The sequence below is a fragment of the Paenibacillus sp. LC231 genome (genome assembly GCF_001860525.1).
Classification (GTDB): domain Bacteria; phylum Bacillota; class Bacilli; order Paenibacillales; family Paenibacillaceae; genus Paenibacillus_AQ.
On the sequence record NZ_JFOM01000006.1, the window covers coordinates 176,212 to 191,652 of the forward strand.

The following is a 15,441-nucleotide window of genomic DNA, read 5'->3' on the forward strand; positions in this document are numbered from 1 at the left end:
CGAATAGCTGCTGCCCCTTCCCATAACCCTGCTATTATTTCGCGTCGGCGATATTGTCCTTCGTTATTTTTTTGTAAGCGATCCATACATATTTGCCGTCGGTAATATCAAATCCGGTGTTGTCCTTGTTCGGCGTTTCTCCTTTGGATAGCGCTGCGGCAATCGCAACGGAAGCTTTACCCTGGCTCTTGGCGTCATTAAGTACAGTGCCGAGAAGCGTGCCGTCTTCCAGCGCCTGAATGGCCGGAGCTGTCGCATCTACACCCACGACCGGCATATACTTGTCGCCGCTGAAGTAACCCGCCGCTTTCAATGCTTCAATGGCACCGAGCGCCATATCGTCATTGTTGGCCAGAACCGCTTCAATCTTGTCGCCATGGGATGCAAGGAAGGCTTGCATCTTTTCCTGTCCCTTCACGCGGTCCCACATGGCGGTATCCACCGCTAGCGCTTCGACTTCGATCCCGGCATCTTGAATCGCCTGAACGGAGAATTTGGTCCTCAGCTCGGCATCCTGATGCCCCGGCTCACCCTGCAGCAATACATACTGCAGCTTGCCATCCCCGTTCTTGTCCGCCTTGGGATTGGCCTTCCAATAATCGACGATAAGCTGACCCGAAATCGTTCCGGATTCCTCCGCTTTTGCCCCTACGTAATACACCTTATCCCACTTGTTCATGTCTTCCGCGATCGGCTCCCGGTTCAAGAATACCACTGGCGTATTCGCAGTTTTTGCCTTATCGATAATGACGCCGGCGGCCGTCCGATCCACCGGGTTGATGATCATGGAGCTGTATTTCTTCGAAATGAACAGATCGATTTTCTCATTTTGGGTTGGCTGCGCATTTTGGCTATCCACGATATCCAGTTTGGCTACGCCATTCGCTGCATCGGACATCGCGTTCCGAACGCCTGTCATGAACGTGTCGTCGAACTTGTAAATTGCCACCCCGACTTGAGGTGTGCTGCCGCCTGCCGCCTCATCTTGCTTGCTTTCGCTGCCGGTTGAACTGCTCCCGCCGTTATTGCATGCCGCCGTGGTCAGCATCATGCCGGCTATAAGGATTAACAGCCATTTTTTCTTCACCTGGGTTGACCTCCCTGTTTCATTCGAATTTTCAGTGACGGATACGGCGTTCCTGCGCCATATCGCACTGTCTACCGCCATTATGCCGCAATGCTCCTGACATTCGAATTCAAAATCCTCATGCTTTCTAGCAAAATTCTCATCACTTTGCCTCTAAGTTTCGCGATTTCTTTACTTCACAAATGGAAACAGAACCTTCTGATTATCCATCCAGAACATGTTGTCCGCATCAATCACCTTGGTCTCAAGCACAATCGGCTTATCATATTTCGAACCATCCAATACCTTCACAGCCTGTTCTACTCCCAGATATCCCGTGCTGAATCCGTTCTGCACAATGAGTTTGTGAAGGATGCCATCCTGCAGAAGCTGAAGCTGCTCCAGGTCGCTTCCGAAGGTGACAATCTTGATCTTCCCCTGAACGTTCCGTCTTGCGACTTCTTTTGCCGCTCCCAAGGAGGCCTGAATATCGAGTGCCAGTATCCCGTCAACCGATTCCCGGTCCAGCAGCTGCTTGGCCGCCTGCCAGCATGCATCTTCACGTTTGCCGCATGCTGCCCCGTCCGCTATCTGAATCCCGCTAATTCCCGACAATACGCTTTTGGCTCCCTCTTCGAGGGCAATGAGGTCGGGATCCTCCCTGTCGGATCGAAGTATGGCGACAACTCCCCGATCGCCAAGTAAGTCGGCCAGTTGTCCACCCGCCTTGCGTCCGGCCGCCTCATTATGGATTGCGATGGCGGACAGGACACCTGTGGTCATTCGCTCATCATTCAAAGCAATGATGGGGACATCAGCTGCTGATGCCTGATCACCTAATTTCAACAGTACGGCTTCGGATGCCGGATCGATCAGAATCGCGGAGGAACCTTTCTCCAGCACCTCCAATGCAGCTTGCAGCTGCTCCGCTTCATCGTCACTAGGCTCCAGCGGGATATAATCAAGCACCATTCCGTATACCTTGGCAGCCGCCTCAGCGCCTAATCGGATGGCATCCCCCTGCTCTTCGGCGTGTATGGGAGCCACGAGTGCAATGTGCCGGAGTTTGGGCTCATTCTCATCTATGGTTGCGTCTGATGAACACGATGTTAAGAAGATCAAGGATAGAATGAGTACAACAAGACGGCCTTTCTGTACAATCGGTATCCATAACACACGCTGCATGCTAATCATGCTCCCGCTCCTCCCCTGGCTCGTGAATAATCGGTATCCGTATGCGAACGGTCGTGCCCTCTTCAAGCTCGCTCTCATATTCCAGACCGTAACGGTGCCCATAATATAATTGGATCCGGTCATGAACATTTCGAACGGCCACGCCGGAGCCTGCCGTATTGATAAATGGAGCCGGATGTTGTCGCAGCGCTTCAACCTCTAATATCCTTTCAAGCATCTCGGGAGACATTCCGACTCCATTGTCCCTAACCGTCATCTCCAATAGATCGCCTTGTATAGCAGCCGTTATGTGAATATGTCCTTGATCCACCATATATTCAATGCCATGTACGATGGCATTCTCGATTAAGGGCTGAAGCACAAGCTTTAGCGTGTAGCAGGACTGCGCTGTCTCATCCGCTTCGATCATAAAATCGAATTTCTGTTTATATCTCATCTGTTGGATGGTCAAATAATGCCTTGCATGCTCCAGCTCCTCACGGACGCTTATGGAGGTCTTCCCTTTGCTCAAGCTCAAACGAAACAGCTTCGACAAGGAAGTGATCATCGTTATGACTTCCTCCTTCTTGCTCATGCCCACCATGCGGACAACCGAATTCAAGGTGTTATATAAAAAATGCGGGTTGATCTGAGCCTGCAAGGCTTCCAGCTCGTATCTGCGTTTCGATTCCTGCTCTTTCACAATCTGTTTCATGAGCTGCCTGATCTTATCCAGCATCAGATTGAACCGGCTGGACAGCTGTACCACTTCCAGGGGCCCCTGCATCGGGAGCTCCACATTGAAATCGCCACGTTCCACCGCCTTCATCGTTCTGCCCATCCGGCGGATGGGGCGGGTCAGCATAGCCGAGAGAATCAGGGAAACTGCGATGGCAAGCACCAGAACCATCGCCACGACCTGAACCAGATAACGATTGACCTCTTCTCTTGTGGTCATGATTTCATCCAAATAGGAAACCCCAACGATTTTCCATCCTATATTAACGACTGATTTCACCGTATTCAGCCGCTTGACCCCATCCGATTCATCAATGTAGCTGTCAGAGGAAGTAAGTGCCCGCTCAACACTTTCATTTCGAAGCCCCATGTAAATTAATTGCTGCTGGGGATGATACACGATGTTTCCCGCTCCTTCATCGATGATGTACGCATATCCCCGCTTACCCAAGCTAATGCGGCTGCTTAGCTCATCGATTTTCTTGAAGTTTATATCTACCAGCAGAATGACATATGTTGGCTCCCCGTTATGAACAACCGTAATTCCTTTGCTCATCGTGACAACCCATTTAAATGTATGGTCGTACAAATTCTGCACATGCGGCAGTGAGAAGCTCAGATGGTTGGAGACTCTCATGGCCGAGTGAAACCAGCTTTGTTCCGTCACCCGCGCGCTGGCCTTAACCGGCATAGCCGGATGGTTCCTCAGCATATCGCCCTGTTCATTAAATAACGCGATGGAGACGATGTCATCCCGGCTTCGCATGATGATGTTCAGCTGTTGAGTAACCTGCTCATCGTCCCATTGCCCGTCCGCGAGCATGTTTTCCTCAATGGCCCGATACAGCTGTGCCATCCCGTCCACATAATCCTCAAGATTATAGCTTACTTGATCCACGATTTGCTGGGCATTCAGAAACACGCTTTGCTCCGCCGATCGGGAGAATTTATTGAACAACAGAACGGCTACCACGATCACGATCAGCAAAATAAATGCCGAGAAGGACCACATGATGATCGATTGAATGCTGTGTGCGCGAAATCGCCTAATCCATCGCTGAATGGTTGGTTTAATCGAGTTCCGCTTGGCATACGCGATTTTCACCAGATCTACCCCCTCGCTTGTGTCCGGTATTCCTTGGGCGAGATGCCGACCAACTTCTTGAAGCAGAAGCTGAAATAATTCGGATCCGCAAATCCGACACGCTCCGCGATTTCGAAAGCTCTAAGATCCGATGATCGAAGAAGCTCCTTAGCCGTTTCCATCCGAAGCTGCATCAAATACTGCACGTAGGTCATTTTGACTTCTCTTTTAAACACAGCGCTAAAATAGCCTGTACTAATATGAAGCTGCATGCACAGCTTCTGCAGAGATAATTCCGAATCAACGTAATGCTCCCGTGTATATTGGAGTGCCTTCTCCACAATGTCTTTGTACGCATGCTGCCTGGAGCTGGCAATATGCTTTCGTATGGTCAAACTAATGTCCTGCAGCCAGGCTTTAGCCTCCTGTAATCCGGAAAACTTAAAAATCTCCGCATGCAGCTGAAATCCTGAACCGAACAACGCCTCGATCTCAACCCCGGATTCTTTGGCCGATCGCAAGACGGCCGTTACAACCTCCAGAAGGTATACCTGAACGTCCTGAATGGTACATGAGGCGCCAATGAGTTCATCGAATATATGCGAAATGGCTTCGGTCAATTCCTCTTCGGTTCCGAGCTTTAGACTGCGGATCAGCGCTTGCTCCTTTAATTCATCCAGACGAACCCCCTCCGGTCTCGGACGCTCGACATCATCGATGAAAATGACTTTCTCGGCACCAAAAATCAACCGGTAGTCGAGCGCCAGCAGCGCACCCTGGTAGGAAAGCTTCAGGTCTGTTAGATTCCCCACCTGTGAGCCCACTCCAATCGTAACCGGCAGCTTCAAATAATGAAGAATGCTTTTTAATAAACGGTCAAGTGTCACCTGCAGCTCGCTAAACCAAGCTTCTTCCTCCCTCTCATCATTCGCAATCAGCAGCACAATGCTGTCCTGATATATGAATGCGCTTACAATAGATAAGGGATCCAGAAGCTCCTTAGCGATGTTCAGCATGGCATGCAGCATTAAATCCAAGTCTCCAGAATGGCGTAGGGAGGCTGATGAGGTTTGCTCCTTATCAACAGAAGCGGGATATAAGGCCATAACCGCAGCAAGGTAACAACCTCCGTTCAAAGATAATTCGTAATTTCGAATCTTCTCTTCAATAATCGAGCGGGGTAATTTCCGGGTGAGCAGCGACGCAAGAAACGATTCTCGAAGCAATGGCAGGCTCGTGCGGTAATGCTCCTTCAATTGGCGCACATCCTCGCGCTCTGCAACCTCCAAATCGATCTTGTCCTTGATCTTCCTCAATAGCTCCATAAAGCTTTCGGCTGAGAAAGGTTTAAGCATATACTCGTCCACGCTGAGCGTAATCGCTTGACGGGCATAATCAAATTCATCGTATCCGGTTAAGATCACAATTTTGCACAGCGGCTGAAACTCTCTGAGCCATGAGGCCAACTGGAGCCCATCCTGAAACGGCATACTGATATCGGTAATGACAACATCCGGCTCCAATCGCTCCGCAAGCTCCACAGCTTCTCTCCCGTTCTCCGCCGTTCCCTCGATCGTGAATCCGCAGGCTTTCCACTGGATTTCCTGCACGAGTCCCTCTCTTACGTCGGCTTCATCGTCCACTAACAGCACTTTGTACAAGGCAACCCCTCCTGTTCTAATCTGTCAAATTAGTTAAAAGAATCTAATGTGATCTTACCGCGGCCCATCCAAATTTGGAATGCATCATTTACACGCTGTTTTGAGGCAAAAAAAAGAACGAATGCATGGCTCTTGAACAACAGAGTGATTTCTGTTCGTTAAGTCATGATTCGTTCTGAACTCGATTGTATAAAATCCTTACGCCTGGGCCGGTATGGAGACGGGATTAGCAGGCGTGCCTAACCTTTTAATGCTCAGGTAGTAGGCAATGCCGAGCGGGATGACGGCTCCGAGCCAAGCCAGCGGGTTCGCCAGGCTTGCGCCGAGGAACCCGATCTGCGCGGTCAGGAAGATGGCAGCCAATACCCGCATAATCAGTTCCATGATGCCGGCTACGGTTGGGATAAAGCTCTGTCCCAGTCCCTGCAGCGTGAAGCGGTAGATGAACAACAGCGACAGAAGCAAATAGGTGCTTCCGTTCGATAAGAAATACAGCCTGCTAAGGGACAGCAATTCTTCCTGTCCTTGACCGACAAAGAGGCTGACGGCTGCAGGGCCCGCGAATATAACCAGCATCCCCACGGCGATGCTGAAAGATCCCGAGACCCATATACATTGTTTAACTCCAAGCTTAATTCGGTCTATGCGATTCGCACCGAAGTTCTGGGCCGCAAAAGTCGCCATCGTAATGCCAAAGGAACTCATGGGCTGCGTAGCGAGCATGTCAATCTTCTGAGCAGCAGTATATGCGGCTACGGCTGTTGCCCCAAGACCGTTAAGCGTAATCTGAAGAATGATGGCACCGATTGCAATGATGGAGGCTTGGAAGCCCATCGGGAAACCGACCCACATATGCCGGCGTATAAATGTCCAATCGATGGACCAATCGGCATTCTTGAACTGCAGAAGCGGAACCTTTTTATGAATGTATAACAAGCAGAGCAGGCAGGAGAATAGCTGCGATACCACCGTGGCAAGCCCTGCTCCGGCTACTCCCATCTTGAATACGAGAATAAATAACAGATCGAGTACGATATTCAGAATGCTTGCGACTACCAAGAATAGAAGCGGTGTCCGGCTGTCCCCAAGCGCTCTGAGCAAGTTCGCCAGCAAGTTGAACAGGACGGCTGCCCCAACACCCCAATTAATGACAATTAAGTACGAATAGGCATCATCCAGGATTTCTGCCGGCGTGTTCATCATGACGAGGACAGGCCTCGTGAATATGACACTCACAATGGTCAGAAAAACCGTGAATACAAGGCTAATCCATATACTCGTTCCCACGCTTTTGCGAACGCCCGCGATATCCTTGGCGCCAAAACGCTGCGCCGTTATGATGGATAAACCTGCCGTCAAGCCTTGGGCAAAGCCAATAACAAAAAACAAAATACTGCCCGTCGAGCCAACGGCCGCAAGTGCGTTCACACCAATGGTGCGCCCAACGATCAGGGTATCCGCCATATTATAAAATTGTTGAAAAATATTTCCGATTAAAAGCGGGATCGTAAACATGATGATCAGCTTGATCGGACTTCCTTGCGTCATGTCTCTCATGTAGATTCTCCTATGCCGTCACTAAACGTTCCTCTATATATTTATTAGATAATATAACGCTATAAAGCCTATAGAGCAGTGCCTTGAAAACATTATAATGGGTGAGGGTCGTTTGTATTCTTGTGTATCTTATCATGAAAGAACATAAATTTCTGCATATTTATCATCAAAACCACTAACAAAACTAAGTCACTAAGGTCAGAACGGTTCATACCGGATTTTGATCCGCGAAATCATTTCAATGAAAAAGATCAACCAGTTAATCGGTTGACCTTTTTTTCAGAAGATTATGGATGCACCACCCTAAGAATCGGTAATGATTAGGCTTCCTCAATAGCAAGCTCATCCAAAGCCTGCTTCGCACGCGAACGCGCTTCCTCTACTGTGCCGGCGGTTGACAACGCAACTGCGACCCGTCTTCCAACCTTGGTCACCGGTTTCCCAAAAATGCGCAGCTGCGTATTCGGAACAGCCAGTGCTTGCTCGGCACCGGTAATTGTGTAGTTCTCCAGCTCTCGCACAGCTTTCAGCGGACGACTGGCTCCCGGCGTTATTAATTCGATCTCCGGGATTGGAAAACCAAGAATGGCACGGACGTGAAGCGCGAATTCAGATAAATTTTGCGTCACCAGCGTAACCAAGCCGGTATCATGCGGTCGCGGAGACACCTCGCTAAAATACACTTTATCCGCAGCAAGGAACAATTCAACACCAAACAATCCATATCCGCCAAGCTCGTCGGTAATCGTCCTTGCAATATATTTAGCTTCCTCCATTTGCTCATCGGACATGTTGTGCGGCTGCCAGGATTCGATATAGTCCCCGCTCTCCTGAATATGACCGATTGGCGCACAGAAGTTTGTTCCATTGACGGAGCGAACGGTCAAAAGCGTGATCTCTGACTGGAACGTAATGAATTCCTCAATGATCACTCTGCCGTTCTGCACGCGGCCGCCTTCCATCGCGATGTTCCAGCAGGACTCGATATCCCCTTCGCAGCGGCATACACTCTGGCCTTTGCCTGAGGAACTCATCAGCGGTTTAATCACGCACGGAAAGCCCATATCCAGGACAGCCTGTTTAAATTCCTCATAAGTATCGGCAAATCGATAGCCTGCAGTAGGCAGTCCCAACTCCTCGGAAGCCAACCGGCGAATCCCTTCACGATCCATCGTAAGCTTCGCAGCTCTGGCAGTAGGAATAACCCGGTACCCCTCTTCCTCCAGTCTAACCAGCTCCGAAGTAGCGAGCGCCTCGATTTCGGGTACGATCAGGTCCGGCTTCTCCAGCTCGATGATTGCGCGTAATTTCTCCCCATCCAGCATATCGAGGACATGGCTGTGATCGGCAACATGCATGGCAGGAGCGTCAGCATAACGATCGACCGCTACGGTTTCAACACCCAGTCTCTGGGCCTCAATCACGACTTCTTTTCCGAGTTCTCCCGAACCTAGCAGCAGTATTTTCTTCGTTATTAACATCGTTGTTTGATCCCCTTTTCGTAGTTTCAGAGACTTATAAAAAAGCAGAAAATAATAAAGAGGTAAGGGAAATAAGCTTCCCTTACCTCTGCCCAGGCGTACGGCCGTCGTCATCTATGTGCTCCCTCATGGTCCCCCATGCTACGCCAGTTACACATAAACCTATACATTGTTATTTAAATCATACTTAATCTTCCCGTTAATTGCAATATCACCGTAAGGCGACATTAGGATTTAGACTTCAGCATGTCGATGGCATCCTTCAGCGATTGCGAAAGCCACTTCTTGGGATGGATTTATCGCCAAAACGAGAAATTTCGTTAAAGATCTATCGCTTTAAAGGATTGATGAATGATAGGGTCCAACATATAATATGGATAAATTCATTCCTGTCAGATATTTGAAAGGAGACTTGCTGTGCTGCCCTATTCCAACCCCAATCATGATTTTGCCTTTGAACAAGCCGTAATCGGAATGGCATTGATATCGCTTGATGGTTCGATTCTTAAGGTCAATTCGGCACTAAGTGATCTATTGGGATATTCACAGCAGGAGTTAACTGCCGGGGCGTCACAAGAAGATTGCAGCATCCGCGCCTTATTGAATCAAGTGGTTTGGAACACAAGAGCCACTCAAGATCAACAGCAATCCATAACCCAGTTTGAATATGTTTACCGCCATCCATCCGATCGTGAAGTATACCTCAGTTTACGTATCAGCGTTAAGGAGGAGCTGGCGCAGAGTTTCCGTGGCTGCTTGGTACAGTTTGAAGATCGAACCTTGCTGAGACAACTTATGAGACAGCTGGAGCTGAAGGAACAGAAGCTAAACGAGAAGGAAAATTCGTTTCTGCAGCTGTTGGAAGGACTTCCCTTATCCGTACTCATAACAAAAAAAGGCATTGTCCACTATGTTAATCCTGCCGCGCTCAGACTTGTTAATGCTGCGCATCCCCGCGACGTCCTCGGGATTTCAACCGACGTGGTAGTCGACGCATCGTACCATAACGCATTAATGAAACGCAGGGCAAAATATACGGAGAGCGGAGAGATCGGCAGCGTCGATTATTTGATACGCTGTTTGGACGGACAAGAGAAAATGGTCACCGGGTTCACGTTAATCATTAATTATGAAGGTGAGAAAGCGGCGGTCGGGATCTTCAAAGACATCACAGAGCAGCAGTTGGAAGAAGATCGCGTGATGCAATCCGAGAAGCTGACCACCGCCGGCCAGTTGGCCGCCGGCATTGCCCATGAAATTCGGAATCCTTTAACTTCGATTAACGGATTCGTAAAATTGCTGCGATCTGCGGAACGCAGCAACGAGCTCTATTTTGAAATCATTGAATCGGAGCTCAAACGCATCGAGCTCATTGTCAATGAACTCCTGGTGCTCTCGAAACCGCAGAGTGTCCATGTCAGCGGACCCATCGACGTGTTTGCCATTATGGAACAGATCATTACGCTTATGAAGGTTCAAGCAGCCCTCAAAAATATCGAGATCATCCCTCATTATCCGATGGCACCGGTCTTCGTCCAGGGTGAAGTAAACCAGCTCAAGCAAGTGTTCATCAATCTGCTGAAAAATGCCATGGAAGCGATGAATCAAGGCGGTACCATTACCCTGGACATTTTGCACAACGCTCAAGAGGTTCAAATCATCGTGCAGGACGAAGGGATTGGCATGACGCAGGAGCAAATCCAAACCCTGGGACAGCCCTTTGTTACGACCAAAGACACCGGGACGGGACTGGGACTGATGATTACCAAGAACATTATTCATAATCATGGCGGTACGATGAACGTAGAGAGCATACCCGATTATGGGACAACCTTTACGATCCATTTACCGGCCTTATAACGCATACATATTATCGGAATGGTGAAGCCAGTTGATAACCGATGTAATAAAAGACTTCTCTGATTAAAAAAGGAACTTTGCTTCTCAGGCTCTGATACGCACTCCGGGCTGTGGGTGAAGGATTGGCTTTCAATCCCATGTCGTCAGCCATCATCATCGCCCGCTTCATATGCAGCGGGTCACTTACAATGAGGTAAGAGGACAGCCCTGCTGAATCTCCTACCTTATTGGCAAAGTGCAGATTCTGCTCCGTGATCGTCGAAGCCGACTCGACAAGGATGTCACTCTCTGGAACACCGTGCTCGATGGCATACTGCCTGGCAACTTCCGATTCGGCAAGTTCATCCTCCGAACTGCGTCCGCCTGTAAATATCAGCTTGTCTACGTACTGCCGGTCATACAGCCATAGCGCATGATCAATGCGTCCCTGAAAAACAGGGGATGGCTTCCCTTCCCATACAGCAGCCCCCAGCACGATGGCTGCATCAGACGGGATATCGGCTGTTCTTTGCGCATAATTCCAAATGGTGATGCCCACATATAGCGTATATATTAACAGGATTCCAATGAATCCCCCCAACACATAAATCACGGTTCGCTTTCTTCTGCCCCGAGCTTCCCTTGCCTGCATATTTTGTGTCATGCTGCACCCCCAAATGCCCAATCTTAAATCTACCCTTAGTGTACATTCTATCATTTTCAGCAAAAAAAACCTGCTGCTCCCTTATTGAGAGCGTCAGGCTTTCTTTGCTGTCAACTATCGTTTTTTCATTCTAGTACTACCGAGGGTAACACAAACTCGAATCCACCGTTTAATCCGCATCATATCCATACAGCGTGACTCTGTTCTTCCCTTTGCTCTTGGCCATATGCATTGCTTTTTCCGTCTCCGCGATCAAATCCGTGAACTTTAACATGGATGCTGGTGTAAGGCATGCCGCCCCCACGCTAACGGTCATAAACCCATCCTCTGCCGAGCGATCCTTGGGAATGCTGAGTGCAAGCACGCCCAGGCGTATCTTCTCGGCCAATTCATAGGTACGTTCGGGACTTTCGTTTTTCAGCTTCAGGATAAAGGTGCCGCCACCGTAGCGTGATATAGACGCTCCATAGTGTTCGCCAATAATTTTCAGGGCATCGGCTATCCATTGCAAACATAAATCACCGCCATATAAACCATGAAGAGTATTATATACGCGGAAGTCGTCAATATCGACCATCATTAAGGCTAAAGGCAGCTTATTCTGAACACATTCCTCCCAGTCCATCGACAGTTCTTTTTCAAAAGTCAGCGGATTGGGCAGTTCGGTCAGCGGGTCTGTTGTCACATAATTTTGAAGCTGATCCAGCACGTCGGAGTATACCCGATCCGGGCCGTCTTCCGCCGTGCCTTCTCTCAGAATCACCATAATGGAGGATCTACGCCCTTGATGAATAGCAGCCAGCATAAATTCAAGCTCGATCCCGTTGCCCTCCAGCGTAACAAACCTGCCGCTGCCGGATACTAACTGGGCTTGATTCTGCTCCATCCGTTTGATCTGCTCTCTCAGATCATCTCGCGAATCTTCTCTAGCCAACTTGTATATCTCAAGCTGCAGCAGCTCTTCGGGTTTCTTTGCGCCGAACAGCGATTCGGCCTGCGGATTGCAATACATAATGGTACCTGCCGTTGTCAGTGACAAGAAAGCGACTGGCGACAGGCCCATAAGCTGCAGATACCGTTCTTCGTTCTCTCTGAAAATTCTCGCATTCTGTATGGCCTGTTCTTTTGCTTGCCTTAATTGATCATCCGTCTGCTTGCGGACAATCGATTTCAATTGCGGGAGAACGCTTAACTCCTGTGACTTCCAAGAATATGAGGTCCCCTCAACCACCTGTCTCCATTTTTCGAATGATTTACGCGGAGATAAACGGACTTTATCCTCCTCTTGGATAACGGCTTTGGCCGGATCGCCGGCCCAATCCACAATTTGAACAACCTCGGGCCTGAACCACATGACATAATTTTGTTGGCCTGGTGACAAAGCGAGATACAATACACCTGATGCGATATCCCTATAAGCTTTAGCGGGTTCATATTCGGCACTGAGTTTAGAACTGTGGTACGTATAATCTTCGGCCCGGGCAGATAACCAGCCGGCAAGTTCCATGACTTGCTTCGAGGTTGGCGTCGTACCGTACAGCATCAAATTATCTTGATAATAAACGACAGCCCCGGTCGCGCTCATTAAATCGAGCAAGGTCTGCTCCTCGTTGTCAAGCTGTCCGATAACATGGAATACATCGGTTTGGCCGATGAAAATTTCGGTAAAGCGGGCGGATAAAATTCTGAGCCTCAACTCGGTTTGATAATCGTCGAGCTGCTGTCGTTGATACAGCTCGTTGGAGAAAAAGGAGCCCAGAAAGTTGCACAGGTTGCGGGTCCGGTGGGATACGTATTTTCTACTATAGTGATGACAAGTAATCAAACCCCACAATTGGTTGTCATGGATAAGGGAAATCGTGGTTGTCGCGCCAACCCCCATATTATGAAGATACTCGATATGAAGCGGAGATACACTCCGCAGCGCAGATAAACTGAGATTCAATGGCTTGCCAGTCAAGGGTTGTACCGTAGGAATAATCTCAACCGGCGTATAACTCACATCAACAATTGTCCGCAGCCAATTTCTTAGATACAGTTCACGGGCTTGCCTAGGAATATCCGATGCCGGATAATGATGTCCCAAAAAAGGCTCCAGCTCCTGCTCTTTAGCTTCGGCAACCACTTTTCCGTTCCAGTGATCATCAAACTCATAGAGCATCACGCGGTCATATCCAAGAATATCCTTCACAAGCTCGCAAGCCACTTGACTCGCCTCCACACGATTCTCGGTTCGTTTCATGCGACTGAAGAATGTCTGTATCCTTTCAAAATCATCTGTAAAGGGTACGGTATCTTCCGATACCAGCTCCAATTCAAGCAGTATCAACCCTTCGCTTGCGTGGACAATTCCGAAAAACGCAACCGGATCATCCCCAACCGGAATCGTTAAATTGATATACTGTAAATCGGGCGTGGCGATCGCCTGAAGATCCCGATGAATCATCAACTCAAATTGGGCCTTCCCAATAAGCGCTTCCAAACGCTGTCCCAGAAGTGCTTCTGCGCTAATGCCTAAGAACTGATCGGTATTTCGGCTGCATTGGGCGATCCTATAGTCATCGATAGGGTTAATGGCAAGCAGTACGCCATGGGGCTGAATATATCCTGGAATGTGAATAGGTTCTTTCTCGCAATTCGTCAGGTCGATCGGTCCATCCGTTACATAATCGCCCTCCGTCAGCAGCTCTCGATTTAGTGGATCCTGTTCCGTCATTGCTTATCAACTTCCCTTATTCACAGATTTAATAACAAATAAGCCCAATGCATCTCATTGTTATAAGAGATACATTGGGCACAGCATATTATAACAATAGAACTATGAGATTGTACGCCATTCAGTCTCCAGCATAGCATAGTAATACTCATCCCACCAAATATCGCCACGAGGAATACACTGTTGAAAATAGCCTTCTCTCCTCATGCCCAGCTTCTCCATCACCCGATACGAAGGTGTATTCTCAGGCTGGCATGTCGCAATGATCCGATGCAACCCCATTACCTCGAAACCGTGCTGAAGCAAAGCTCTGGCAGCTTCCGTGGCATACCCCCTACGGTGATAGGTTGAATTAAACACCCAGCCGATTTCATAGGTATGTTCGCCGAACCATGGATGAAACACCACGTGTCCAATCACCCGTTGTTCCTTTTGTAGGCAGACGGCATAATGATGAGCTTTATCGCCCTTGTTCTGAGCAAGAAATTGTTTTACTGTTTCTTCCGTATGCACAGGCTCAGGCATGTAATGCATCACCACCGGATCGGATGTATATTGCAGAACATCCTGCCAATCTTCTGGTTCAAACTCGCGAATTATTAATCTTTCCGTTACGATATCCATTTGCCCGACTCCTCTTCATGTTGTATTCAAGTGTCCTCTTCATGCCGCACACTTCAATACAGAGGCAAATGCGATTCGCCGTATATACAGATCTTTCTTAATTACGCCGGGTCACCCTCTTTCATTTTTCATATTACTCTTATTAAAGATTCGATCAAAAGAGTGGCATTCCTTCATAATATGTCAAATTTCTGGTTATTTTTCCGCTTATCGCTCTCAGCTCGAATTGTTTCTTTGTGTTTCATTACAACTTAGACTTGGCTGAGAATCGATTTCATTTTATCAAAATGCATGCCTTCATGATACAAGCAAAAGCTTAAGAATTCTTCGACCCGGGTTAACTTTAAACCTTTGGAGGTTGTATAGGGAGATAAAACCGTATCGTGCAAATGCCCGTTGTACCTGCGTTCGATTCGGTGGACCTGACCCTCAAGCAGTTCGACAAGCTCGTGCATGGATGGCCACGCTTCGCTAATCTCCTTTGGCTTAGAACCCGATCGGAACAGCTCGGTATATTCAACGGGAAGGGGCATGGGTTCTCCATTCACGCCGAACGCAAACCTTTCCGTTATGAATAAAACATGTCCCATATTCCATTTCACGTGGTTATTCATCCCACTCGGAATCAACTCCGCTATATCATCCGGGAGATCCCTTACAAGATTCAACGTTTGTGCACGCACAAATTCCAAATGTTCAAACAGGTATGCTTTCATGCAGCCCACTCCTTCTCATTTTTATCCAGCGTCCGCTTTAACCGAGTGTACTCCATATGCGGATAAAGAAATAATATTGTTTTCACTCCGTTTCATAAAAAAAATGAATGAATCAAGGGCAG

At 48.5% G+C, this 15,441-nt stretch carries 11 protein-coding genes and 1 riboswitch; of the genes, 1 reads left to right on the top strand and 10 read right to left on the bottom strand.

What is annotated here, in order from left to right; all coding sequences use genetic code 11:
- Positions 1-34: 34 nt before the first annotated feature.
- The 6 genes from AK95_RS03695 to purT all read right to left on the bottom strand — a co-directional run bounded on the left by AK95_RS03695 (position 35) and on the right by purT (position 8,760).
- The gene (locus AK95_RS03695; RefSeq protein ID WP_071218587.1) at positions 35-1,087 is read right to left on the bottom strand and encodes a galactose ABC transporter substrate-binding protein; all 1,053 of its coding nucleotides are present in this window, start codon (positions 1,085-1,087) and stop codon (positions 35-37) included.
- Between the two features lie 171 nt (positions 1,088-1,258).
- The gene (locus AK95_RS03700) at positions 1,259-2,260 is read right to left on the bottom strand and encodes a substrate-binding domain-containing protein (RefSeq protein WP_071218588.1); all 1,002 of its coding nucleotides are present in this window, start codon (positions 2,258-2,260) and stop codon (positions 1,259-1,261) included.
- On the bottom strand, positions 2,253-4,082 hold the full coding sequence (locus tag AK95_RS03705) for a cache domain-containing sensor histidine kinase (RefSeq protein ID WP_162487519.1): 1,830 nt from the start codon (positions 4,080-4,082) through the stop codon (positions 2,253-2,255). Before AK95_RS03705 ends, AK95_RS03700 begins: the two co-directional genes overlap by 8 nt.
- Positions 4,083-4,087: 5 nt before the next feature.
- Positions 4,088-5,722: a response regulator gene (locus AK95_RS03710; protein WP_071218590.1), complete on the bottom strand. Its 1,635-nt coding sequence runs from the start codon at positions 5,720-5,722 to the stop codon at positions 4,088-4,090.
- 198 nt (positions 5,723-5,920) lie between these two features.
- The gene (locus AK95_RS03715) at positions 5,921-7,279 is read right to left on the bottom strand and encodes an MATE family efflux transporter (RefSeq protein WP_071218591.1); all 1,359 of its coding nucleotides are present in this window, start codon (positions 7,277-7,279) and stop codon (positions 5,921-5,923) included.
- Positions 7,280-7,599: 320 nt separating this feature from the next.
- Positions 7,600-8,760, bottom strand: coding sequence for a phosphoribosylglycinamide formyltransferase 2 (gene purT, locus AK95_RS03720; RefSeq protein WP_071218687.1), 1,161 nt, complete (start codon positions 8,758-8,760; stop codon positions 7,600-7,602).
- A gap of 83 nt (positions 8,761-8,843) precedes the next feature.
- A riboswitch (ZMP/ZTP riboswitch) is annotated at positions 8,844-8,924 on the bottom strand.
- Between the two features lie 253 nt (positions 8,925-9,177).
- Between purT and AK95_RS03725 the strand changes: the two genes are divergently transcribed.
- Positions 9,178-10,620, top strand: coding sequence for a PAS domain-containing sensor histidine kinase (locus AK95_RS03725; protein WP_071218593.1), 1,443 nt, complete (start codon positions 9,178-9,180; stop codon positions 10,618-10,620).
- Between the two features lie 10 nt (positions 10,621-10,630).
- Here AK95_RS03725 and AK95_RS03730 read toward each other — a convergent pair whose 3' ends face one another.
- The 4 genes from AK95_RS03730 to AK95_RS03745 form a co-directional block, all read right to left on the bottom strand.
- The gene (locus AK95_RS03730) at positions 10,631-11,263 is read right to left on the bottom strand and encodes a YdcF family protein (protein ID WP_071218594.1); all 633 of its coding nucleotides are present in this window, start codon (positions 11,261-11,263) and stop codon (positions 10,631-10,633) included.
- A gap of 169 nt (positions 11,264-11,432) precedes the next feature.
- Positions 11,433-13,979 (bottom strand): diguanylate cyclase domain-containing protein, encoded by a 2,547-nt coding sequence (locus AK95_RS03735; RefSeq protein ID WP_071218596.1) that lies wholly within the window; start codon positions 13,977-13,979, stop codon positions 11,433-11,435.
- A 102-nt stretch (positions 13,980-14,081) separates the two neighbouring features.
- Positions 14,082-14,603 (bottom strand): GNAT family N-acetyltransferase, encoded by a 522-nt coding sequence (locus AK95_RS03740; protein ID WP_071218598.1) that lies wholly within the window; start codon positions 14,601-14,603, stop codon positions 14,082-14,084.
- A gap of 251 nt (positions 14,604-14,854) precedes the next feature.
- Positions 14,855-15,319: a DinB family protein gene (locus AK95_RS03745; protein ID WP_071218600.1), complete on the bottom strand. Its 465-nt coding sequence runs from the start codon at positions 15,317-15,319 to the stop codon at positions 14,855-14,857.
- Positions 15,320-15,441 lie beyond the last annotated feature (122 nt).

Bases quoted from the DNA above. Each gene is read 5' to 3' on its own strand.
- AK95_RS03700 (WP_071218588.1), bottom strand. From the start codon at position 2,260: ATGATTAGCATGCAGCGTGTGTTATGGATACCGATTGTACAGAAAGGC.
- AK95_RS03715 (WP_071218591.1), bottom strand. From the start codon at position 7,279: ATGAGAGACATGACGCAAGGAAGTCCGATCAAGCTGATCATCATGTTT.
- purT (WP_071218687.1), bottom strand. From the start codon at position 8,760: ATGTTAATAACGAAGAAAATACTGCTGCTAGGTTCGGGAGAACTCGGA.
- AK95_RS03730 (WP_071218594.1), bottom strand. From the start codon at position 11,263: ATGACACAAAATATGCAGGCAAGGGAAGCTCGGGGCAGAAGAAAGCGA.
- AK95_RS03735 (WP_071218596.1), bottom strand. From the start codon at position 13,979: ATGACGGAACAGGATCCACTAAATCGAGAGCTGCTGACGGAGGGCGAT.
- AK95_RS03740 (WP_071218598.1), bottom strand. From the start codon at position 14,603: ATGGATATCGTAACGGAAAGATTAATAATTCGCGAGTTTGAACCAGAA.
- AK95_RS03745 (WP_071218600.1), bottom strand. From the start codon at position 15,319: ATGAAAGCATACCTGTTTGAACATTTGGAATTTGTGCGTGCACAAACG.